The sequence below is a fragment of the Marinimicrobium locisalis genome (genome assembly GCF_039822625.1).
Taxonomy (GTDB): domain Bacteria; phylum Pseudomonadota; class Gammaproteobacteria; order Pseudomonadales; family Cellvibrionaceae; genus Marinimicrobium; species Marinimicrobium locisalis.
Genome location: NZ_JBDLLG010000009.1, coordinates 95,926 through 117,774 on the forward strand (window position 1 = coordinate 95,926; position 21,849 = coordinate 117,774).

General features: G+C 59.7%; 19 protein-coding genes. 11 read left to right on the plus strand and 8 right to left on the minus strand.

The window, feature by feature from the left end; translation table 11 throughout:
• Window positions 1-58: 58 nt before the first annotated feature.
• Window positions 59-877 (minus strand): HAD-IIB family hydrolase, encoded by an 819-nt coding sequence (locus AAE514_RS07265; RefSeq protein ID WP_347330865.1) that lies wholly within the window; start codon window positions 875-877, stop codon window positions 59-61.
• A complete protein-coding gene (locus AAE514_RS07270; RefSeq protein WP_347330866.1) occupies window positions 874-1,875 on the minus strand; it encodes a phosphoribulokinase in 1,002 nt (333 codons plus the stop codon). The genes AAE514_RS07265 and AAE514_RS07270 overlap by 4 nt, the downstream gene beginning before the upstream one ends.
• Before the next feature lie 213 nt (window positions 1,876-2,088).
• Here AAE514_RS07270 and AAE514_RS07275 point away from each other — a divergent pair, with 213 nt between their 5' ends.
• From AAE514_RS07275 to AAE514_RS07290, 4 genes are all read left to right on the plus strand, one after another.
• A complete protein-coding gene (locus AAE514_RS07275; protein ID WP_347330867.1) occupies window positions 2,089-2,634 on the plus strand; it encodes a GbsR/MarR family transcriptional regulator in 546 nt (181 codons plus the stop codon).
• A 9-nt stretch (window positions 2,635-2,643) separates the two neighbouring features.
• Window positions 2,644-4,014: a cytochrome ubiquinol oxidase subunit I gene (locus tag AAE514_RS07280; RefSeq protein WP_347330868.1), complete on the plus strand. Its 1,371-nt coding sequence runs from the start codon at window positions 2,644-2,646 to the stop codon at window positions 4,012-4,014.
• A complete protein-coding gene (locus AAE514_RS07285) occupies window positions 4,014-5,018 on the plus strand; it encodes a cytochrome d ubiquinol oxidase subunit II (RefSeq protein WP_347330869.1) in 1,005 nt (334 codons plus the stop codon). Before AAE514_RS07280 ends, AAE514_RS07285 begins: the two co-directional genes overlap by 1 nt.
• Before the next feature lie 97 nt (window positions 5,019-5,115).
• Window positions 5,116-6,591 carry an AAA family ATPase gene (locus AAE514_RS07290; protein ID WP_347330870.1) on the plus strand — a complete coding sequence of 492 codons (1,476 nt, stop codon included), beginning with the start codon at window positions 5,116-5,118 and terminating at the stop codon, window positions 6,589-6,591.
• Window positions 6,592-6,637: 46 nt separating this feature from the next.
• On the opposite strand, the gene AAE514_RS07295 is transcribed toward AAE514_RS07290, so the two are convergent.
• The 6 genes from AAE514_RS07295 to AAE514_RS07320 all read right to left on the minus strand — a co-directional run bounded on the left by AAE514_RS07295 (window position 6,638) and on the right by AAE514_RS07320 (window position 11,412).
• Window positions 6,638-7,102: a DUF4442 domain-containing protein gene (locus AAE514_RS07295; protein ID WP_347330871.1), complete on the minus strand. Its 465-nt coding sequence runs from the start codon at window positions 7,100-7,102 to the stop codon at window positions 6,638-6,640.
• 9 nt (window positions 7,103-7,111) lie between these two features.
• Window positions 7,112-8,239 carry a glutamate 5-kinase gene (gene proB / locus AAE514_RS07300; RefSeq protein ID WP_347330872.1) on the minus strand — a complete coding sequence of 376 codons (1,128 nt, stop codon included), beginning with the start codon at window positions 8,237-8,239 and terminating at the stop codon, window positions 7,112-7,114.
• A gap of 81 nt (window positions 8,240-8,320) precedes the next feature.
• Window positions 8,321-9,511 (minus strand): Obg family GTPase CgtA, encoded by a 1,191-nt coding sequence (gene cgtA, locus AAE514_RS07305; protein ID WP_347330873.1) that lies wholly within the window; start codon window positions 9,509-9,511, stop codon window positions 8,321-8,323.
• Window positions 9,512-9,849: 338 nt separating this feature from the next.
• Window positions 9,850-10,107 carry a 50S ribosomal protein L27 gene (gene rpmA, locus AAE514_RS07310; RefSeq protein WP_347330874.1) on the minus strand — a complete coding sequence of 86 codons (258 nt, stop codon included), beginning with the start codon at window positions 10,105-10,107 and terminating at the stop codon, window positions 9,850-9,852.
• Between the two features lie 14 nt (window positions 10,108-10,121).
• Window positions 10,122-10,433, minus strand: a complete 312-nt coding sequence (gene rplU / locus AAE514_RS07315; RefSeq protein WP_347330875.1) for a 50S ribosomal protein L21 — start codon at window positions 10,431-10,433, stop codon at window positions 10,122-10,124.
• Between the two features lie 175 nt (window positions 10,434-10,608).
• Window positions 10,609-11,412 carry a rhamnogalacturonan acetylesterase gene (locus tag AAE514_RS07320; protein WP_347330876.1) on the minus strand — a complete coding sequence of 268 codons (804 nt, stop codon included), beginning with the start codon at window positions 11,410-11,412 and terminating at the stop codon, window positions 10,609-10,611.
• A gap of 795 nt (window positions 11,413-12,207) precedes the next feature.
• On the opposite strand from AAE514_RS07320, the gene AAE514_RS07325 reads away from it, so the two are divergent.
• The 7 genes from AAE514_RS07325 to AAE514_RS07355 are packed head-to-tail and all read left to right on the plus strand — an operon-like array spanning window position 12,208 to window position 21,720.
• Window positions 12,208-15,786: a DUF1592 domain-containing protein gene (locus AAE514_RS07325; RefSeq protein ID WP_347330877.1), complete on the plus strand. Its 3,579-nt coding sequence runs from the start codon at window positions 12,208-12,210 to the stop codon at window positions 15,784-15,786.
• A gap of 29 nt (window positions 15,787-15,815) precedes the next feature.
• On the plus strand, window positions 15,816-17,081 hold the full coding sequence (locus tag AAE514_RS07330) for a DUF1552 domain-containing protein (RefSeq protein WP_347330878.1): 1,266 nt from the start codon (window positions 15,816-15,818) through the stop codon (window positions 17,079-17,081).
• A gap of 39 nt (window positions 17,082-17,120) precedes the next feature.
• A complete protein-coding gene (locus AAE514_RS07335) occupies window positions 17,121-17,630 on the plus strand; it encodes a TlpA family protein disulfide reductase (protein ID WP_347330879.1) in 510 nt (169 codons plus the stop codon).
• A 5-nt stretch (window positions 17,631-17,635) separates the two neighbouring features.
• Window positions 17,636-17,851, plus strand: a complete 216-nt coding sequence (locus AAE514_RS07340; protein ID WP_347330880.1) for a DUF4266 domain-containing protein — start codon at window positions 17,636-17,638, stop codon at window positions 17,849-17,851.
• An 8-nt stretch (window positions 17,852-17,859) separates the two neighbouring features.
• Window positions 17,860-19,020, plus strand: a complete 1,161-nt coding sequence (locus AAE514_RS07345; RefSeq protein WP_347330881.1) for a DUF3570 domain-containing protein — start codon at window positions 17,860-17,862, stop codon at window positions 19,018-19,020.
• The gene (locus AAE514_RS07350; RefSeq protein WP_347330882.1) at window positions 19,007-19,990 is read left to right on the plus strand and encodes an FAD:protein FMN transferase; all 984 of its coding nucleotides are present in this window, start codon (window positions 19,007-19,009) and stop codon (window positions 19,988-19,990) included. Before AAE514_RS07345 ends, AAE514_RS07350 begins: the two co-directional genes overlap by 14 nt.
• Entirely contained in the window at window positions 19,987-21,720 is a 1,734-nt protein-coding gene (locus AAE514_RS07355) for a protein-disulfide reductase DsbD family protein (RefSeq protein ID WP_347330883.1), read from the plus strand. The genes AAE514_RS07350 and AAE514_RS07355 overlap by 4 nt, the downstream gene beginning before the upstream one ends.
• Window positions 21,721-21,849 lie beyond the last annotated feature (129 nt).

The following is a 21,849-nucleotide window of genomic DNA, read 5'->3' on the forward strand; positions in this document are numbered from 1 at the left end:
TGGTCTCTGAGCAGGCCACCGTTAACGCTGCCGCAGGAGCGTCGGTGGCTTCCCATCGCTAGCGGGTGATGAGTGTGAGCACCGCCTCGTTCCAGCCGGCGGCGCCCTCCTTTGGTGCAAGGTAGGCCTGACTTAGTGCAGGATCCTCCAGGTGTGAGCCATCGCTGTGCGGAATAATGGCCGCGGCATCCACTTGTTTGAGCATGTCCAAATCATTCGGGCTATCCCCCAGGGCAATGCTGAAGGGCGTTGCGCCGAAGTGGTGCCGATATCGCTGTTGCAAGCGGCCTACCGCATCGCCTTTATCACACCGCCCCATAACATGATAAAAACGCCCACCTTTGACAATGCGCAACTTACGTTTTCCCAGGTCACGCTCAAACGCTTCGAAGGCCTTGGGCGTGTCGCGCCAGACAATGGGCTCGGACGCCTTGCGCTGCCCGGCCAGCGCCGCGGCCTCCGGGCTTAACCCGGTGTGCTGAGCCACTTCCTCGTCCGTCATCCAGGCGAAGCCGGTGAAGCGATAGTCCGGTTTTAGCCCATTGAGCACCGCCAAAATCTGCTCGCGCGGCAGGCCTCGGTAGTCATAGTAGTAATGATCACTGATAGAGCGCGGATCCACCTCAATGCCCAGCGGCGCCAGCAACGGTTCGGGAATCAGTATCAGGCTGCCGTTCTCGCACACCAGCGGGTCGGTGTTCCCTAGTTCCCGGCGCAATGCCAGCATCTCCACGTCGGTTTTACTGGAAACCAGCACCAGGGGAATCTCACGTTCACGCAGCGCCGCCAATGCCGGTTTGGCCGCCGACCAATCGTAGTCATGGTGGTTCAGTAGCGTCCCGTCCAGATCGGTAAACACAATAATGGGCCGGCTCATAGGGCGGTTTCTCCAGAGCTCGTTGACGCGGATGGTGCGCAGATGCGGTCGACCCGGTGCTGCCGATTCAACGAAAACACCAAATCGGCCCGCTCAGGCATTTCGGTCAATATCCAGCGGGTCAAACGCTCGTAGTGGTCAATAAAGCGACGCAGCTGTGCCGAGGACATCAAGCCGGCGGTCTCCTCGCCCTTGGCGGCCATCGTTCGCGCCAACGCTTCTTCCTGTTCGGAACGCCACTGGTAAACCTGTTCAAAGGAGGGGGCTTTGAGCATCAGCAAGTCGTCCAACTGGGAAAAAAGGGCTTCATAACCTTTCAGTTGTTCGTTCACATAGCGGCGCCAGCGCCCGTCCGGGTCTTCGGTTCGCTCGAGCTCATTCATGGGTTCGGTCAAGGCTTCCTCCGGCTGGGGGCGGGCCCCCACGCACCAGCCCTCGAACACCACCAGGTGCGGGCGCCCCTGCCAGGGCTCCCATTGGCTCTCTGGACGACGGTCATCCCGGGCCTTGTCAAAGCGCGGAATGCTCAGGTGGGTAGCCGGGCCGGCTTCCGCCAGGTCCGACAACAGCTGCAGCCCGAGCCTCACATCGTGGGTACCCGGTACTCCTCGGGTGGCCAGCAGCGGATGAACCGATTGCGCCAGCTCGGCCCGTTCGGCCCGAGTCAGGTACAGATCATCAATGGAAAGACGACAAACACTGAACCCGCGAAGTTCCAGCATGTGGGCAATCACTTCCGCCGCCGTGGATTTACCGGTGCCCTGGGCCCCGTTAATGCCAAGCACCATCGGTTGATCGAAGGTCGGAAGGCGCCGGGCCAAGCGCTCGGTCAGCGGGCCGTAAACCCCCACCAGGTGCTGAATGACCGGTTCCGGAAGGTCCAGTTGGCGCGCCAGGGTCGCCTCGTCCGCCGGCGCTTCCCGGCCGAGCACGCCCCATTCCTCCAAAAGTGCCGGGGGCCAAAGAGGGGGTTGGGTGTCAGACAACAACTCACTCATGGTGATCGTCCTTATTGGTTTCGCTCGTCACAGTCTCGTAAATCAGACACTACTGAGCATAGCAGTGCAGGAATCAGGCCACTCTAATTCATGACCAGAATTGGGCATCGACGTTCGACGTAGAGCCCCGACCCGAACCCCGCGTCCGAGGTTGACGACTATCTGTCATTACTGTAATTTCAGTAATTACTGAAACTTATGGAGTACCCCCTAATGGCTGAACATCTAACCCCCATGATTCAATCCTGCGTGTTGCATTTTGGTGAAATGGGTAGCCGCTGGGGCATCAACCGCACAGTGGGCCAAATGTACGCTCTGCTGGTCCTGAGTGAGGAGCCCCTTTGCGCCGACGATATTGCCGCAGCCCTGGGCTTCTCCCGCTCCAACGTCAGTATGGGGCTAAAGGAGCTACAATCCTGGGAGCTGGTGCGGCTGCAACATATTCCCGGCGAGCGGAAAGAGTTTTATTCGGCGCCGGATGATGTCTGGGAGATCGCCAAAACCCTAATCGAGCAGCGCCGGAAACGAGAAATCGACCCCACCCTGTCCACCTTGCGTGGACTGTTGCTGGAGCAGCCCGCTAACCGAGAGGAGGAGTACGCGCAAGACCGAATGCGCGACATGCACGAAATGATCGAAATGCTCACCCAATGGACGGTGGAAATTCAGCGCCTGGACCAGAACAACTTGCGCAATCTGCTCAAGCTTGGGGGCAGTCTGAGCAAGGTTCTGGACATGAAAGATCGGTTTATGAAGTAGGTACCCCTAATGGAAACGCTGCTGCTATCCCGTATTCAGTTCGCCGCCAACATCAGCTTTCACATTCTGTTCCCGACCATCACCATCGCCCTGGCGTGGTTCCTGTTCTATTTTAAAGTTCAGCACAATCGCACCGGCGAAGAGGTGTGGATGCGAGCCTACCGCTTCTGGGTAAAGGTCTTCGCTCTGAGTTTTGCCCTGGGTGTGGTCAGTGGCATCACCATGTCATTCCAGTTCGGAACCAACTGGCCGGGCTTTATGGGCACCGTCGGCAACATTGCCGGACCGTTGTTGGGCTATGAAGTGCTCACCGCCTTTTTTATGGAAGCCACCTTTCTCGGTATTATGCTCTTCGGCATTAACCGGGTGTCCAATCGGGTTCACACCATCGCTACGTTTCTGGTGGCGGTCGGCACTAGCCTGTCGGCGTTTTGGATTCTGTCTTTGAACTCCTGGATGCACACCCCCGTGGGGTTTGAAATGCGCGAGGGGGTCGCCTACCCGGTGGACTGGCTGGCCATTCTTTTTAATCCCTCCATGCCCTACCGCCTACTGCACATGATGGTGGCCTCGGGCCTGACAGCCGCCTTCCTGATGGCCGGTTTATCAGCCTACCGCCTGCTTAAAGGCGACCACAAGCCAGCACCCCGGCTTACTCTAAAAACGGCGATCTACGCCGCAGCCCTGCTGATCCCCCTCCAGATTCTGCTGGGAGACTTGCACGGGCTTAACACCTTGGAGCACCAACCCGCAAAAGTCGCCGCCATGGAAGGGCTTTGGGAGACCGAAAAGGGGGCGCCTCTGGTGTTGTTTGGCCTTCCCGATGAAGAAGAGAAACGCAACCGCTTTGCGCTGGAAGTTCCCGGCGGCGCCAGCTTTATCCTGACCCACGACTGGCAGGGGGAAGTAAAAGGCTTGAACGAGTTTGAGAATGAGCACCCGCCGGTGGCGCCGGTATTTTGGGGGTTTCGGATCATGGTCGGGCTCGGCGTATTGATGCTGGCCGTCTCCTGGGCCGCCAGTGGCCTTCTCTGGCGACGCGACGCCCTGCCGAAGTGGATGCTGCGGGTGCTGGTGGGCATGAGTTTTTCCGGCTGGGTCGCCACCCTCGCCGGTTGGTACGTGACCGAAATCGGCCGACAGCCCTATCTTGTGACCGGGGTACTGACCACTGAAGAGGCGGTCACGGCGGTCCCGCCGGGCAATGTCGCGACATCACTGGCAATCTATCTCACTCTGTATGCCGTGCTCCTGGTGGCCTATATTGCCACGCTGTTTTTGATCGCCCGCAAAGCGGTGAAAATCGACCGCGACGAAGAAGTTCAAACCCTGCAAGACCGCTACAACCCCATGACTGCCAACGAAGGAGGAGCCTACTGATGGTGACCGGCGAAGCTTACTGGCTACCCCTGACATTTATGGCCCTAATGGGGCTGGCGTTTTTGGTTTACGCCATTCTGGACGGCTATGACCTGGGTGTCGGCATTTTGCTGCCGCGCGATTCCGAGACCCAGCGCGACACCATGATTTCCTCCATTGGTCCGTTCTGGGACGCCAACGAAACCTGGCTAGTGCTGGGGGTCGGCATTATTTTGATTGCCTTCCCCATGGCCCATAACGTCATTTTGTATCAGCTGTACTTGCCCGTCACCTTTATGCTGGCGGGGCTGATTCTGCGCGGCGTCGCGTTTGACTTTCGCGCCAAGGCGCCGGTGGTTTACAAGGGCCGGTGGGACTTGGCGTTCTGGGGCGGCTCGCTGCTGGCGACCCTTTCCCAAGGCTATATGCTGGGGCTATATGTTATGGGGTTTGAGCGCTCACCCGCCGCCTACGCCTTCGCTGTACTGAGCGCGGTGTGCGTAACGGCCGGCTACAGTCTGATTGGCGCCGCTTGGCTGGTTATGAAAACCGAGGGCGACCTTCAGGCCCGTGCTGCGCTCTGGGCCCGTCGCTGCGCCTGGTTGATGGCGCTGGGGCTGGTGAGCGTTTCGGTGGTCAACCCTTTGATCAGCGAGCGGGTGTTCGACAAATGGCTGGGTGGCGGTCCAGCGCTGTTTCTGCTGCTGATTCCGGCACTGTGTTTTGTGCTATTTCTGGTCAACGACCGCTACCTGGCACACTTCCCCCACGATAATGACGCGGGTTGCTGGGTCCCCTTCGCCTGCACCATCGGGCTCTTTGTATTGGCCTACTCCGCCCTGGCTTACAGCTTTTTCCCCTATGTGGTCCCCGAGCAAATCACCTTTTGGGAGGCCGCCAGCGCCCCGGAATCCCTCTGGTTTATTCTGGTAGGGGTTATCATTGTGCTGCCCGCCATTATCTTCTATACCTTATTTGCCTACCGGGTCTTCTGGGGCAAGGCGCGAGAGCTGAACTATTACTGAGGCAACGTTTGTGGGGATGGGGCTTGACGAGCCCTTCCCCGCTTTTTATCGTTGGCAGGTTGCCAACCCATAAAAAAACCGAAAGGAAGAAAACCGGATGCAAGACGCACACGACCTCAAGCTGATGCTGGACTCGCGCGTGCCCCTGGTGGTGATTGAAACCCACGAGGAAAACAAAACCATCACGCTGCTTCAACGCGTCGCCCGGGATAAAAACCGAACATTCTACCGCTGGTCAGTGACCGACGGGCTGATTCGGTTGGGGTTCGGCCCGCAACTGGTCCCCAAGAAGCGCGAACACCAGGACCCAAGCGAGGTGCTTGAGCACATCAAACAGGCACAAACGCCGGGTATTTACCTACTGTGCGACTTACATCCCTACCTGACCGACCAACCCCACAATGTACGACTGCTCAAGGACATTGCCCTTAACCACGGCCAAGTACCCCATGCCGTCATACTGCTCAGCCACCGCCTGAACCTGCCCCCGGAAATCAGCCGCTACAGCGCCTCTTTCCAGTTGTCGCTGCCCAGCGACGAGCGTATTTTGGCGATTATTCGCGAGGAGGCCCGCCACTACGCCGAGCAGAACGGCCAAAAGCGCATTAAAACGGACAACAAAACGTTGCGCCGCCTGATGGCCAACCTGCAAGGCCTGTCCGCCAGCGATGTCCGGCGGCTGGTACGCATTGCGATTTGGCAGGACGGAGCCATCACCGAGGAAGATCTTCCGGTGGTCAACGAAGCCAAGTTTTCCCTGCTGGATATGGGCGGCGTCATGAGCTACGAGTACGAGACGGCGGACTTCTCTCAGGTCGCCGGGCTCGACAATCTGAAGCAGTGGCTGCAAGCCCGGGCCCAGGCGTTCCACAGCCGCGACCCGGGAATGGAGCAACCCCGGGGGATTCTTTTACTGGGGGTTCAAGGTGGGGGCAAGAGCCTCGCCGCCAAAGCCGTGGCCGGCACCTGGAACCTGCCCCTGCTACGCTTGGACGTCGGCGCCCTGTATAACAAGTACCACGGCGAAACCGAACGCAACCTGCGCGAGGCCCTGGCCATGGCCGATGCCATGGCGCCCTGCGTGCTCTGGCTGGATGAAATTGAAAAAGGGCTGGCCCAGGGCAACAGTGATGACGGCACGTCGCGGCGAATGCTCGGTACCCTACTGACCTGGATGGCGGAGCGGAAAAACTCGGTTTTCTTTACCGCCACCAGCAACGACATCAGTCGGTTGCCCCCGGAACTGATTCGCAAGGGCCGAGTGGATGAAATCTTTTTCGTGGACCTGCCCGACGCCTCGGTTCGTCAGGCGATTTTTGACATTCACCTGCGCAAGCGTGATCTAAACCCGGACCTGTTTGACTTGAAACAGCTAGGCGAGGCGAGCGAAGGATTTTCCGGGGCGGAGATCGAGCAGGCCATTGTAGCGGCACGGTATGGGTCTGAGCGCACTGGTATCGCCACCGAGTGCATTCTGAGGGAAATTGCCAACACCAGTCCGCTTTCGGTGGTGATGGCGGAGAAACTGCAGCACCTGCGTCAATGGGCGGCGGAACGCACCATTCCCGCTTGAACCGAGCGCTCGCTTAAACACCCTGCCCACTTAACGGGCAGTCGTGCTATCCGGCGGCTCGTTTGTGAGGTTTCGCCCGGACGTACAAGGTCCGGTGCACCCGAGCGATCAGGTGACCATGCTCATCGACCACATCAATGGCGAAATTCGGCAGATACTTTTTACCGTCCGCCGTATGGGCACGAATGCGCTCGAGCGTGGCTTCATCCAGCACAAAAACCGCTTTTACCGCATTGCGCCCCGGGGCGATAAAGTCGATGTGGGCACTTTTATCCCAAACGAAATAGTCCGGCCCCAGGTTGTACACCAACATCAGCATGTACCAAGGGTCGGTCATGGCGAACAGGCTGCCACCGAACTGGGTTCCCAAATAATTTTTATTGTAAAACCGCAGCTTCAGGACCACTTCTATACGACGAAAGTCCGAGCTGATGTGCGTGGCTTTAATGCCGGTAAAAAACAGCGGCGGCCAGAAATTGACCAGTCGACGAACCCACTTCCAACTCTTCATGGCACTTCCTTAGCCGTCCATTAACACTAAATTGTCCCGATGCACCAATTCGTCATCGTCTTTGTAGCCCAATTGCTCGAGAATTTCACTGCTGGGACGCCCGATGATTTTTCGCGCTTCCTCCGCGCTATAGTTCACCAGTCCGCGGGCGACCTCTTCACCGGTAGCGGTGGTACAAACCACCATATCACCACGGGTAAATCGCCCCTTCACCGCTTTTACCCCCACCGGCAACAAGCTTCGGCCACTGTTTTTCAGTACGCGCACGGCGCCCTCATCCAGCACTAGCGTACCCCGGGTCTGCAGTTGTCCGGCGATCCAGCGCTTGCGCGCCGCCTGGGGCTCTTGGGAGGCCTTGAGCAATGTCCCGAGCGGCTCGCCGGCTCGGGCACGAAGCAAGGCCCGCTCGGTACGTCCCCCAAGAATCAAGGTGTCCGCCCCGGAGCGTGCCGCCACTCGGGCCGCGCGCACCTTGGTCAGCATTCCGCCCCGGCCCAGAGCACCACCGCCCCCGGCCATGGCTTCCAGGGACGAGTCATCGGCGGAAAGTTCCGGCAACAGTTTGGCCTCGGGGTTGGACCGGGGGTCGCTGTCGAACATGCCGGCCTGGTCGGTCAGAATAACCAACAGCTCGGCCTCAATCAGGTTCGCTACCAAGGCACCCAGAGTGTCGTTGTCGCCGAAGCGAATTTCGTCGGTCACCACTGTATCGTTTTCATTCACCACCGGTACCACGCCCAGGTCCAGCAGCGTACGCAGGGTTGAACGGGCGTTGAGGTAGCGTTGCCGGGAGGACAGGTCATCGTGGTCCAGCAGCACCTGGGCGGTGTGCAGGTGGAACGCCTGGAATGCGGTTTCGTAGGTCTGCACCAGTACCATTTGACCCACGGCCGCAGCGGCTTGCAATTGATGCACGGCGGTGGGCCGACCTTGCCAGCCCAGACGGGTTAACCCGGCGGCCACCGCGCCGGAGGAAACCAGCACCAGCTCGATGCCTGCCTTGCGCAGCTCGGCCATCTGCGCCACCCATTCATTGATGGCCGCCACATCGAGGCCGCGCCCGTCGTTGGTCAGCAGGGAACTGCCGATCTTAACGACCCAACGCCGGGTGGTGGTTACCGAACTTCTGTCTGTCATGCTGCCCTGTTCCGCTGGTGGTGGTTGGTACTGGGTCACTGACCCTCGCGGCGGATTCGCCTCCGGCCTATCCGCGCGCGATTATCGGACGTATTCTACTTCGACATCGTAATCGTCGTCATCAAAGTCGTCGTCATCATCGCCCTTGCGCTCAGCTCGGCGACGCAGGCGAAGCTCTTCAATGCGCTCGCGCACTTCCGCCGCCATATCCGCCTGAAATTGGAATTCGCGTTCCCGGGCTTCTTCACTGTCGGCCTCGCTCTCCCAGATAGCTTCCAGGTGCGTCATTATTTGGCCGCACAACGGCTCGGTTCCGGTCCGCTCCAAGGCGGAGATCCGATACACCGGCCCGTCCCAGTCAAGCTTGTCGATCAGCGCCTGGCAGTGCTCTTCGGCATCGGCCGCCGGCAGTAGGTCGATTTTATTAAGCAGCAACCAACGCTCCCGCTTGGCGAGGGTCGGACTAAAACTTTCCAGCTCTTTGGTGATGGTGCGAATCTGTTCCATCGGATCGGAGCCGTCCGGCGGTGCCATGTCGACGATGTGGAGCAAAAGCCGGCAGCGGGTTAGATGCTTGAGAAAGCGGATACCCAGTCCGGCGCCGTCCGCCGCGCCTTCGATCAGGCCGGGGATGTCGGCGACGACGAAGCTGCGATGCTTTTGGACTTTGACCACGCCCAGGTTGGGCACCAGGGTGGTGAAGGGGTAGTCGGCTACTTTGGGTTTGGCGGCGCTGATGGCTCGAATGAAGCTGGATTTACCGGCGTTGGGCATACCGAGTAGGCCGACGTCGGCCAGGACTTTCAGTTCCAGTTTAAGGTTGCGCATTTCTCCTTCGCTGCCGTTGCTGGTCTGGCGGGGGGCGCGGTTGACGCTGGATTTGAAGCGGGTATTACCCAGCCCGTGGAAGCCGCCTTGGGCGACTTTGAGGCGCTGGCCGATGTCGGTAAGGTCGCCGAGCTGTTCGCCGGTGTCGGTGTCGATGACGGTGGTGCCTACGGGGACGGGCAGCAGTAGGTCTTCGCCTTTGCTGCCGGTGCAGTTTTTGCTCCCGCCTTTTTCGCCGTTTTGGGCGCGGTACCGAGGCTGGAAGCGGTAGTCGATGAGGGTGTTGAGGCTTTCGTCGGCGACGAGGTATACACTCCCGCCGTCCCCGCCGTCACCTCCATCGGGGCCGCCTTTGGCGATAAATTTTTCCCGCCGGAAGCTGAGGCAGCCATTGCCACCTTTGCCCGCTTCGACGTGAATGGGCGCTTCGTCTACAAATTTCACTTCATTACTCCCGACAGAATCTATCTAGCTAACCAAGGTGCCAATATATTAGGGTGCCAGTATTTAAGTCCGGCCTGGAAGGCGGTGCACTCCCCAACGTGAGGGCCTTGGCGGGGTATACCCTTGCAAGACCGTGGAGCGGGGGACCCGCGATTCGAGCCCCCAGGGATGGGTTCACGGCGTGTCTTGCAAGGGTATACCCCGCCAAGGACCCGCACCCAACCCGACCTTCTAAAACTTAGCTCAGAACAACAAAAAAGCCCCATCGACAGTTCGACAGGGCTTTTCCGAAGTGTGTTTCCGCCTCAAAGAGCCGGAAAACCGCTTAGTCGTACGTCTTACGCGTTTTCGACGCTGACGAACCTGCGGTTCTTCGCACCTTTGGTCTCAAACTTCACTCGGCCTTCAGCCTTGGCGAACAAGGTGTGGTCCTTGCCAATACCCACATTCACACCGGGGTGGAACTGAGTGCCGCGCTGACGAACAATAATGCCGCCAGCCGGAATAGCTTGACCGCCATAAACTTTAACGCCAAGGCGTTTACTTTCGGAATCGCGCCCATTGCGCGTGCTACCACCAGCTTTTTTGTGAGCCATTGTCTAAACTCCTCTTAACCTGTAATTCCAGTGATTTTCACTTCAGTGAACCACTGACGGTGCCCCTGGCGCTTCATCGAGTGCTTGCGGCGACGGAACTTGATGATCTTCACTTTATCGCCACGGCCGTGATTGACAACCTCGGCAGTGACTTTGGCGCCGTCAACAATGGGTGCACCCACTTTAACGTCTTTGCCATTGGCGACCAGGTAAACCTTATCGAACTCGATCTTCTCACCGGTGGCCACTTCGATTTTTTCCAGCTTCAGGGTTTCCCCTTCCACGACGCGGTGCTGTTTGCCACCACTTTCAAAAATTGCGTACATAGTTGCTCCAAATACTCTGTTTGGACGACACGAAGCAGCGTCGGGGCGCTTTCCGGGGCTTGCGTCGTAGGGTTTTCTCCGGGCCCACGGCATGGGAGGGCCTCAAGGGGCGGCGATTGTAAGCGAAGCCGCCCCGGAAGGCAAGCCAGTTTGGCCGCTTTTCCGGGGCGCGGGGTTACTCCAAGGGGGCGGTTTTGAGGTAGCGCGCCAGGGGTAGCCCTTGGCGCTTGACGCTTTCCACGAACAAGGCGGCAACGCGCAGCGCGCCCGCCCGCTGCAGGTGGGTGTTGTCATCCTTTCCGTCGGGCAGGTTGGCATACTCCCCTGGCGGTATCTGCATATAGATGTCGGCTGAGCCCTCCGCACCGGCTTCCACCAGCATCTGGCGGGTCATTACGTTCAGGTCCACCAGGGGCACCTGGTGCTCGTGAGCCACGGCTCGCGTGGCCTCGGGGTAGTCGCCCAGGGTGGCTTCGGGGCGGCCGTTTTCATCAAACGCTCGCCGGCGGATGGCGGTGACCAGAATCGGTTCGCCGCCCCGCTGGCGGACCTCTTCGACCATCCGTTCCAGGTTGCGACGGTAGTCGGACCAAGGGGCAGCATAACGGGTCTCGTCGTAGTCCTTCTGGTCATTGTGCCCGAAGCCGATGACCACAAAATCGCCCTCGTCCACCCCATCGAGCACGACCTGCCAGCGGCCTTCGTCGATAAAACTTTTGGTGCTGCGGCCGTTTCTGGCATGATTTTCGATCTCTATCCCGTCATTCAGGTATTCAGGCAGCACTTGGCCCCAGCCGTGCTCCGGGTATTTGTCTTGGGGCTGATCCGCCATAGTGGAGTCCCCCGCGAGGAAGAGCATCGGCTTGCCTTGTCGCGGTGCGCTTTGCGGTTGTGTTCCACAACCCATCATAACAGCCGCAATCAGGGCCATTACGGCACTTCGCTTAACAAAACTCATCGAGGCGCGGGTTCGCATCATAGAAATCTCTCGGGTGAATCCGAACGTTTAGGTCCTTAAACAGAGCTCTGTCATCGCTACCTTATCCTCACGACACCATTCTCTATTTATATTAGGTCTTTATCTAAAAATCTAAAATTAGGCATTCTTTGCTGGCAGCCCCCTTTTTTAGAGCCACCATGGCAACGCCGAGCATACCATACCGGGCCTCTGGCCCTGCGCGTCGCACCGTCGCCGCGCGCCCAGCCGGGCACCCTGATCAGTTTGGTGCAAAACGTCCACACAGTGCTACCAGTAACATCACACTCCCATTGCCCCCAGTCTTACCGACAAAAGCGTCTCGCCATACCACAAAAGCATTAAGCCATCACTACCCTGCATTAGGAAGTTTGGCGCGTGTGACCTCCTCCACAAAAACCCAAAAAAAGTAGGGTTTATCCCCACTTTGCCAACCAAACCGCCCCTTTGGTGTGAACCGGTTCCATCAAACCCGCGGCCGCTTTGTATAGTATGGCGCCACTTGGGAGAGCGCCAGCAAGCTGACGCTCAAGGAGTTTCGGCGGAACTAAAACTATATATTGTCAATTTTATTACACCGCCTGTCGCCTGCCCCATATTCAAAAATGCTTTCCGCTGCCCCGCAGCGGTGCGTACCACACGAATGAACCGACGTACCTACGCCGGCATAGATGAACCGAAAGGCTTGGTGCCCGGTGCATCTTCGTCGCTGTGCCGCCGGGTCACTGAAAAGCCCAAGCCCGTTGGTTTCAAAGGGCCTAAACACACTGTCTTTCACAAGACTAAGCGGAAGGAACTATGACCAGTTTGCCTGAACCGTCATCGTCAGCTACTCGATTACTGTCAAAGCCTCTACTCACCCTCGCCTTTGTTTTGGGGCTGGCCGCCTGTGGCGGCGGCGACCCCGAGTTCAACGATCAACCAACCGAACCGAATTCGGGGGGCGGAGAACAAAGCTCCGAAGGACAGTCCAGTGAGCCCGGCACGAGCGCTCCGCCTACCGATAGCTCTGGCCCAGGAGATTCCGGCAACCAATCCTCCAGTGAGCAGGGTGAACCTCCGGTCGCCGTACCGACTTATGATGTAGAGGCGGCGGCTCATCTGTACCAAACGCAATGCGCGAGTTGTCACGGTGATTCCGGTACCGGTGGAATGGGCGGTGAGCTGAGAACCTGCAGCACTTGCGACAACACCACGGTATTGACGCGCCGTATTGAAGACACCATGCCGTTGGCCGAACCGGCCCAGTGTGGCCATGAGTGTTCGACGTTGTTGGCACACTATATTCAGGGCGGTTTTCCCGAGCCCACCTCGGGGGGAGAGCAATCCAGCGACGCCAGTAGCGCCTCGTCCGCCCACAACGCTTCTTCTGAGAGTAGTAGCGCCAGCAGTGTTATCGCTCCGCCGCCTCAGCAATCCTCCAGCACCGCCACAAGCGAACCGGCCACACCCCCAAGCAGCTCTGCAAGTTCGGTGGCTCAGCCCTCCAGCAGCGCGCCTTCACAAAATTCCAGCAGCGCAGAGGCTGCCAGCAGCTCTCAAGCCGATGCCAGCAGCTCTCAAGCCACTAGTAGCACCCAAAACCGCAGCAGCGCTCAGAGCCAAAGTAGTTCTCAGGGCAACAGTAGTTCTCAGGGTGCCAGTAGCGCTCAGAGCAATAGCCGCTCTCAAAGCAGTAGCAGCAGCTCGCTAGGCAATAGTAGTTCGCAGAGCTCGCAACAGTCTTCTGACACCGCTCACTCTTCTAGCAGCGAAGCCCGCTCTTCAAGTAGCAGCGAGGCCAGCTCCTCAAGCTCGGCACCCGTGGGCAACGTTGCGGCCGGCAGAACCCATTACATTGACAGCTGTACAAACTGTCACGGCGAAAGCGGCAACGGGTTTTTCTTCCTGGACGCCGCCAAAGAGGAGTACTGGCACTCCTCCGGCGACAATCCCCAGCCCCTGGCCCAATACATTGCCGACTGGATGCCCGAAGGCGGCGCCAACGCCTGTACCGGTAGCTGCGCCGAAGACGTCGCGGCCTATATTCGCAGCTGGACGGACAGCAGCGGCGCCTCCTCCGCCAGCAGCGCAAGCATACCCGGCAACCCGAGTTCGAGTGCCGCTTCCAGTACGTCAAGCGCCGCCAGCGTTTCCAGTGCCGGCAGCGCATCGAGTGCCCACAGCGTATCGAGTGCCGGCGGCGCCTCAAGCATGGCGAGCAGCGCCTCTTCCGCAGCTCAGTCCAGCGCCAGCAGTCAATCCAGCACACAGGGCAACAGCAGCAGCGCCTCCAGCAGCCAGCCTTCCACCGGCCTGCCGAGCGACTGTGATGTGGCCTACGGCCCTCGGACCATTCGGGTGCTTACCCAGCAGGAGTATGTCAATTCGGTTCGAGATCTGACCGGTGTCGACGTGCGCTCCGACCTGGGACGCAGTGTTTACGACGCACTCCCGGCCGACAACAAAGTCAACGGTTTTTCGAACAACGTCATGGCCAGCATCGAGAGCGGCTCACTGCAATCCTACAGCCTGGTGGCCTCTCGCATTGCCGACTTCCTCGCCGAGCGGGATTTTGAAGGTGTCATCGACTGCTCCGGCATGGAAGCCGCACAATGCGGTGCGAACTTAGTGGATGATTTCGGCTTCCGCGTCTTCCGTCGCCCGCTAACCGATAGCGAACGTATCGCCTTCCAGGAGATGTTCACCGCTGAATACACCGGGGGTGACGTGAAGGAAGGCTTGAAGCTGGCCATTCGCACCATGCTGACTTCGCCCAACTTCCTGTACCGCAGCGAAACCGGCATCTCCGTCAACGATCTCGAAAACGGCAATACCGAGCCGCAATACGAGCCGGCGGGAGAGGTCACCACGTTTATCGACGACACCGCACCGGAGACCATTACCATTTACGGTCAAAGCGGTCACGGCATTCAGTACACCGGAGATAACCTGCTCGAAGTGGTGGTACGAGGCACCCAAGGCGAACAAGGACTCTGGCCGACCATGCGCATCGGTACCAACGAGCAGGAAATCGCCACGGTGCTGGTGGATCACAGCTACGACAAAACTTACCGGTTCCGGGTGGAAGCGCTCACCGGCCAGCATTACACCGCCGTTGCCAATCAACAAGTGGGTGCCGACAGAGAGTATGAGGGCGGTCACGACCTGATCGTCAGTCGTTTCCAAGCCTCCGGCGTTCGGCTGGTGGAACCCGAGCTGCCCGCGGCCCCGCTGGATTCCGATGCCTACGTGCTCACCCCCTACGAGCTGGCCTCATTCCTGGCCTTCACGTTCACCGGCAGCACCCCTGACCTGGAACTGCTGCAAGCCGCCCGCAGCGGCGAGTTGTCCAACCGGGCACAGATCGAAGCCCAAGTGGAGCGCTTGCTTGATACGCCCCAGGCACGGGAAAAGTTTGGTGACTTCGCCGCGCAGTGGCTGCGTGCTGACCGGGTAATAGACCAAATTAAGGACCCGGAGCTCTACCCGCAATTCACCACCGAGGTGCGCGAAGCCATGGTGCAAGAGGTGCGCGCCATCTTCAACCACGTGGTGCTGGACGAGGGCGAGCCCTTCACGGCGCTGTACGACGGCGACTTCACCTTCGTGAACAACGCCTTGGCGGCCTTCTACGGCTTGAGCGGCGTCAGCGGCGATCAGCTGCAGAAAGTGACGGGCGTGGGCAGCCGTGCCGGGTTGGTCACTTCCGGCGCCTTTCTGACGGTCAACGCCCACGAAAGGGAAACCGCCCCGATCCTGCGCTCTACCTACGCCCGGCGCGCTTTCCTCTGCCACGATGTGCCCGCGCCACCGACCGGTATATCCCTTAGCGGTGAAGACGTGGATGCGGTACGCGAAGAGCAGATCGCCGCTTGGGAGGCGTACCTTGAAGCCAACGGCGGTCTCGCCACCAGCCGCAAGAAGTACGAGTTCCAAACCTCGGCGCCGCTTTGCCAGACCTGCCACGAAGAGATGATCAACCCCCTCGGTGGCGGCTTTGAAGACTTCGACGCGGTCGGCATGCCCCAGACCGTGGACTACAACAACCTGATTGTTGAGTTCGACGGTGTGCTCCACGGGGTGACCAGCGTCAATGACGGTCGGGAGATTTCTTTCGAGGGCGCCAAGGAGTTCGCTCATGCCATTGCCGGACTCGACGTTACCCGGCAATGCTTCATCGACAACATGTTCCGTCTCGCTCTGGGTACCGGCTCCAAGCATTTCGACTATGCCATTCCGAGCATCACGCTTTCGAGCGAGGAGCGTTCCAGCTACAGCTGCGAAGCCCAGCAACTCGACCAAATCATGACCGAAAGTGACAACAGCACTCGCGCACTCCTCAAAGCCATCGGCGGCATGGACAGCGTGCGCTACCGCAAGAACGTCAACCGATAGCGAGCCGACAGAACCAGAGAGGAATTATTATGGAACACGATAAGCAATACGCACTGCAAAGCCGCCGGCGCTTTCTGAAGTTTCTCGGCTCCACCGGCATTTCGCTGTCGGCGTTACAGGCCAGTTCATTGGGCGCCGGGCTTTTGCTCGGACGACAGGCACAGGCGCAAGGGGCCCAGACGCGCCGGGTTATTTTTGTCTACATTCCCGATGGCACGCCGGGGGGCGCGTCGCACTCGTTCCTCCCCAGTGACGACCTGACCTTGCAGCGCTGCTCCGCTCCACTGGAGTCGGTTAAAGACCAATGTGTGTTCTTTCGGGACACGGACATCGTGGGCGGCGGTGGCCACGGCCTGAGCCAGCGAGTGCTCGGCGCGTTCGCCCCCGGCGTAAAGGGCACGTTGGACCTCGCGCTGGAAGGCGTGGTGGGGGCCACCTCTCCCGTGGCCTCCTTGCGCCTGGGCGTTCGCTCCCGCGGCGTGGACCCGATTTCAGCCCGGGGTTACTCCGGCGCGACCGACTTTCAGGACAACCCGCGCTCGGCATTCGACCGGTTGTTCGGTGGGACGGTGGATACCAGCCCCATTGGTGAGCGCCGGGAAAAGAAGTTGCTGGAAATCAACCGCCTGGCGCTGGAGAGCATTCAGAACCGTCTGGGCCAGTATGAACGCGAGCGCCTGGAACAACACCAAGAGGGCATCGCCAAGCTCAACACCGATATCGAAAATGCCGCTTCCAATGCGGCCCCGGCCGGCTGTCTGAACCCCACATTCAACCCCGACGGGCTGTCAGAGGTTATGACCGATGATGCCTTTACCGAGCAGTTCGCTCTGCAAACAGAAAACCTGGTACTGGCTCTGAGTTGCAACATTACCCGCGTGGCGACCTTGCAAATGGGCACGAACCAAGCGGACTTTAGCGTGAACAACCTTGAGGGCGACTACCACGGGTCCATCCACAGCGGTGACGAAGCCTGGTACGCGCGGTACCGTGCCTACTTCTCCGAGCGCGTCAGCCACCTGATTCAGCGCTTAGCCGCCACCGACGCCCCGGAGGGGGGAAAGCTGATCGACAGCACCCTCGTGGTTCAGGTAACCGACATGGGCAACGGCGACGCCCACAGCGGCTCCGACGCCCCGTTCATGATGGCCGGCGGCGGCTCCGCCGTCAGGCGCGGCCGGGTAGTTGGCGTTGACAACCATCACCAATTGCTCGATACCGCCGCAGAATATATGGGCGTTTATGGCGTAATTCCCGCCTACAGCGATAGCCCGGCCGACGACATTCTGAGCTAATTGCGATACCCACTTAAAGGAAACAAAAAGGACACCACAATGAAACGATTCTCTCAATCACTGACCACCATGGTTTTCGGTCTGTTCCTGGCCGCCTCCACCCAGGCACTGGAGACGGGCGAGGACGCCCCGCCCTTTTCCCTGCCCGGCATCGAAAACGCCGCCGAGGGCCAAGCTATTGCACTGGAGCAATACCAAGGCAAAGTGGTGTACGTGGACTTTTGGGCTTCCTGGTGCGGCCCATGTCGGCGCTCCTTTCCCAAACTGGAGGCCCTGCATCAGAAATATGGCGAGCAGGGCTTTGAAGTCATTGCCATCAACCTCGATGAACAAGAAGCCGATGCCCACAAGTTTCTCGATGAGCACCCCGTATCTTTCCCGATTGCCTGGGACCCCGAAGGTAAGGTCGCCGGAGAGTATCAACTCAAGGGCATGCCCAGCGCGTTCCTGCTCGACCGCGACGGCACCGTCCATCACGTAGTGGTTGGCTTTAACGAGAAAGACGCGGCGGCCATTGAAGCGGCCATTAACCAATTGACGAAGGAGTAGTCACCGTGAAGCTGTTACTACGCAGTGGGGTGTTGTTATTGGCCGTTCAACTGTTGGCCTGCACCCAAGTGCAACCCTGGGAGCGGGGCCACTTGGCCCGCCCGGAAATGGGGCTGACGACCGACCCCATGGCCAGTACCTTGCGCAATCATATTCATCACAGTAAAGAAGCGTCGTCTTCGGTGGCCTCTGGCTCCGGCGGCGGCTGCGGCTGTAATTGAGGTGCCCGATGAACGATAAACGATCTTCAACGCTGTTGGCACTGACGGCTGCGGCACTGGCCCTTCCCATGGCGAGCGAACCGGCCAAGGCCGACCCGCCCGACCAGAAATTCACCCTGGGTTTTAAGCAGTCGAATTACAAGGAAGCGCCCATCGCGGCGGACCAGCTGGGGCTGGGTAGCCCGGAGCGCTATACCATTGACGTCAGCCACCTGAAGTTCAAAGCTCCGGTCTCCACCGACACCGAGCTCACCACCTCGGTCATACGGGAAACCATGAGCGGGGCCTCCCCGTGGTACGTGGCCCCCGGAGCCGACGGCGAGGCGCTGCAAGTTATGAGTGGGGCCACCATTTCCGAAGAACGCACGGAACTGGGCGTGGACTTTCGAAGCTACAACAGCAACTCGGAAGTGACCCTCTCCGGCGGTTATTCATCGGAAAACGACTATGAATCGGTAAGCTTTGGTTTTTCCGGCGCTTGGCGGCTCAACCAAAACCTGACGACTCTCAGTTATGGCGCCAATACCTCGTTCGACTATATTGACCCGAGCGATGCCAAATCCTTTGACCGTCCCGAGCACGAAACGAAAAAACGCGCGGCCGCCATGGTGGGCCTTACCCAGGTGGCCACCAAAACCACGTTGCTCAGTGCGACGGTGGGCTTTGCGATGCTCGATGGTTACCTTTCCGATCCCTACAAACGAGCGTTTGTGGCCGGCAGCACGGTGCGCGACTCCCGGCCCGGTCAGCAGGAACAGATTAACCTGAACCTGTCCCTGCGCCAGTTCTTTGAAGGCCCGGGGGGCGCACTGCATGCCGACTATCGATACTACACCAACAATTGGGAAATCGATTCCCACACGCTGGAACTGAGTTGGTACCAAAACCTGGGGAATGACTGGCAGCTGACCCCGACGCTGCGCTATTACGACCAGAGTGCCGCCGCTTTTTACCGTCCTTTCTACGAGACCACACGAACCGACGGATTTTACTCCAGCGACTATCGACTTTCGGATTTTTCCGCCGTCAGTGGGCAGCTGAAACTGTCAAAAACCTTTTCCGCGTTTCGTGTCGACCTGTCCTATGAGAATTACAAGGCCTCTGGGGATCACCCCGGTTTACTCGAATACGACCTGATCTCCCTCGGACTGGGTTATGCCTTCGAATAACGCCAAGCCCCCACTCCACCGCGCCGCCTTTAACGCCATGGGCAGCCGCTGCGAGGTTCAGCTGTACGGCCCGGAAGCCACCGCCAAGGCGGTGGCCGCCCGGGCGGTTGAGCGCGTACGGGCACTGGAAGCCAAATACAGCCGCTACCGCTCCGACAGTGTCACCTCCCGCATCAACGCCGCGGCGGGCACGGGCAAGGCGGTCGAGGTGGACGCGGAAACCGCAGCATTGCTGGACTATGCGGCCACCCTGTTTGAGCAAAGCGACGGCTTGTTTGATATCACCTCCGGGGTGCTGCGCAAAGCCTGGGATTTTAAAGCCGAACAACTGCCAAGCGAGGAGCAGATTGCCGCGCTGGTGCCTTTGATCGGATGGGCCAAGGTCGAGTGGAAATCCCCCTTTGTTCGTTTACCTCAGGCGGGAATGGAGCTGGACTTTGGCGGCTACGTGAAAGAGTACACTGCTGACTGCGTAGCGGATTTATGCCGCGCGGCCGGCATTGAAAATGGGATGGTTAATCTCGGTGGAGACATTCACGTGATTGGCCCCCACCCCGACGGCACCCCATGGCAAGTGGGCATTCAGCACCCCCGCGAGCCGGACGCGGCCATCGCTCGTATTCCTCTGGCCCGGGGAGCGATTGCCACCAGTGGCGATTACGAGCGGTACATGGTGGTCAACGGTACCCGCTATTGCCACCTACTGCATCCGAGCACCGGGCGCAGCCTTCACCCCGCGTTTGCTTCGGTCAGCGTGGTGGCGGCCCGCTGCCTGATCGCCGGCTCCTTTACCACCATTGCCTTGCTGAAGAGTCCAGAGGACCCGGACTGGTTGTCCGAGCAAGGGCTACCCTATTTAACCACCGACCAAGAGCTGCGCCTTGGCGGCTCGCTCGAGACCGGTGTTTCTGAAGCGGAACACGCCAACTCATACTCACCACCTCAGCACAGTAACGGATCACCGATATGAAGTTTTTCACCCCTGTTCCACTGTTTTTTCGCCTACTCCTTCTAGGGGCTCTGTGTGTTTTCAACGTCGGTGCCCTGGCGCAAGGCGGTGACGACTTTCTGGAAGTCACCGAGGCGTTTCAACTCGATGCGCAAGTCAGCGACGACCAGCTGATTCTTCGCTGGACTATTGCACCCGAGTACTACCTCTATCAGGAACGTTTTCAAGTAAAGGCCAATGGTGAGGCTCTCGCGCTCCAGTTCAGCGAAGGCAAAACCAAATACGATGACTACTTTGAAAAAGACATGGTGGTGCACTACGGCAACGCCACCTTGATCGCCGCCCTGCCGGCCGAAGATAAACCCTTCAACCTGGCGGTCACCTCTCAAGGCTGTGCCGATGCCGGGCTCTGTTACCCGCCCCATACCGAACACTTTACGGTGGACCCCGCGAGCGGTCAGATCGCCGCCAGCCAGTCCCCCGGCCAATCCACCAAGCAAGGCGACGGAGCCGAGAAGAGCGCCTCGCCCGAAGCCCCGACTTCGGGGCTTTGGCTGCTACAGGCCGTTGGCTTCGCGCTTCTCGGCGGTATGATTCTGAACCTTATGCCCTGCGTCTTTCCCGTGCTGTCCATCAAGGTCATGAGTCTCGCCCAGGCAGACCGTTCACACATGGCCCGCCACGGCTGGGCCTACACCGCGGGCATTATGGTCTGCTTCCTGGCCTTTTCCGGTATTTTAATGCTCGCCCGGGCCGGCGGCGAAGCCATTGGCTGGGGCTTTCAGTTGCAGTCGCCCCTACTGGTGGCGGCGTTGGCCTACCTGTTTTTCATTATGGGCTTGAGCCTGTCCGGCATGATTAATATCGGCACCGGCATGATGGGCGCCGGGCAATCACTTACCCAGCGTTCCGGGCTCTCGGGCTCCTTCTTTACGGGTGTGTTGGCCGCGGTGGTGGCCAGCCCCTGCACGGCGCCGTTTATGGGCGCGGCCCTCGGGTTTGCCCTGACCCAGCCCGGCTTGGTGGGGCTGACGGTCTTCGCCGCCCTAGGGCTGGGTATGGCGCTGCCGCTGCTGCTCTTGTGCCACCTACCGGCTCTCGCCCGGCGGCTGCCCCGCCCGGGCGCTTGGATGGAAACCCTCAAAGAACTATTGGCCTTCCCCCTGTACATTACCGCTCTCTGGCTGGTGTGGGTGCTCGGGCGCCAAGCCGGCCTGAACGCCGCCATGGTCGTCAGCCTGGGGGGCGTGGCCATTGCCTTTGCCCTGTGGCTGATGAATCGGCCCGCCGGGGGCTGGGCGCGTCACCTGCGCCGGGCCGGCATCGCCGCCGCCTGGGCGACCGCCGTGGTGATGCCCTGGCAAATGCTCTCCACCGCCGCCGAGCACGATCGCTGGCAACCCTACAGTGCCGAAAAGCTGGCGGAGTTGCGCGCCAGCGGCACGCCGGTTTTCGTCAACTTAACCGCCGACTGGTGTATTACCTGCATGGCCAATGAAAAAGTGGCGCTGGGAACCGATCGGGTCAACGACACATTCGAAGAGCTCGGTGTGGTCACCCTCAAGGGGGACTGGACCAACCGGGACCCGGAAATCACCGCCCTGCTCGAAGCCTATGGCCGCAGCGGCGTGCCGCTGTACCTGTGGTTCCCCGCCGGTCACAGCGGCGAGGGCCGGATGCTGCCCCAGCTGCTGACGGCGGACATCGTCGACAACGCACTGAGATCCAACGAGGCTCTGGCCAACCGCTGAGCCCCAATTCCTGACGCAGTCCCCCGCTTTATCCCGCCCTGGTGAGTGTGCCCCTGGGGCGGGATTTTTTTCTCTGCGCTTTTGGCGGCCGCCGCCCTTCGCTTTATGGGCTCCAAGGCTCTATAATTG

Excerpts from the sequence above, each read along its gene's own strand:
- AAE514_RS07265 (WP_347330865.1), bottom strand. The coding sequence starts at position 877 with ATGAGCCGGCCCATTATTGTGTTTACCGATCTGGACGGGACGCTACTG.
- AAE514_RS07270 (WP_347330866.1), bottom strand. The coding sequence starts at position 1,875 with ATGAGTGAGTTGTTGTCTGACACCCAACCCCCTCTTTGGCCCCCGGCA.
- AAE514_RS07275 (WP_347330867.1), top strand. The coding sequence starts at position 2,089 with ATGGCTGAACATCTAACCCCCATGATTCAATCCTGCGTGTTGCATTTT.
- AAE514_RS07280 (WP_347330868.1), top strand. The coding sequence starts at position 2,644 with ATGGAAACGCTGCTGCTATCCCGTATTCAGTTCGCCGCCAACATCAGC.
- AAE514_RS07285 (WP_347330869.1), top strand. The coding sequence starts at position 4,014 with ATGGTGACCGGCGAAGCTTACTGGCTACCCCTGACATTTATGGCCCTA.
- AAE514_RS07290 (WP_347330870.1), top strand. The coding sequence starts at position 5,116 with ATGCAAGACGCACACGACCTCAAGCTGATGCTGGACTCGCGCGTGCCC.
- AAE514_RS07295 (WP_347330871.1), bottom strand. The coding sequence starts at position 7,102 with ATGAAGAGTTGGAAGTGGGTTCGTCGACTGGTCAATTTCTGGCCGCCG.
- proB (WP_347330872.1), bottom strand. The coding sequence starts at position 8,239 with ATGACAGACAGAAGTTCGGTAACCACCACCCGGCGTTGGGTCGTTAAG.
- rpmA (WP_347330874.1), bottom strand. The coding sequence starts at position 10,107 with ATGGCTCACAAAAAAGCTGGTGGTAGCACGCGCAATGGGCGCGATTCC.
- rplU (WP_347330875.1), bottom strand. The coding sequence starts at position 10,433 with ATGTACGCAATTTTTGAAAGTGGTGGCAAACAGCACCGCGTCGTGGAA.
- AAE514_RS07320 (WP_347330876.1), bottom strand. The coding sequence starts at position 11,412 with ATGATGCGAACCCGCGCCTCGATGAGTTTTGTTAAGCGAAGTGCCGTA.
- AAE514_RS07325 (WP_347330877.1), top strand. The coding sequence starts at position 12,208 with ATGACCAGTTTGCCTGAACCGTCATCGTCAGCTACTCGATTACTGTCA.
- AAE514_RS07330 (WP_347330878.1), top strand. The coding sequence starts at position 15,816 with ATGGAACACGATAAGCAATACGCACTGCAAAGCCGCCGGCGCTTTCTG.
- AAE514_RS07335 (WP_347330879.1), top strand. The coding sequence starts at position 17,121 with ATGAAACGATTCTCTCAATCACTGACCACCATGGTTTTCGGTCTGTTC.
- AAE514_RS07345 (WP_347330881.1), top strand. The coding sequence starts at position 17,860 with ATGAACGATAAACGATCTTCAACGCTGTTGGCACTGACGGCTGCGGCA.
- AAE514_RS07350 (WP_347330882.1), top strand. The coding sequence starts at position 19,007 with ATGCCTTCGAATAACGCCAAGCCCCCACTCCACCGCGCCGCCTTTAAC.
- AAE514_RS07355 (WP_347330883.1), top strand. The coding sequence starts at position 19,987 with ATGAAGTTTTTCACCCCTGTTCCACTGTTTTTTCGCCTACTCCTTCTA.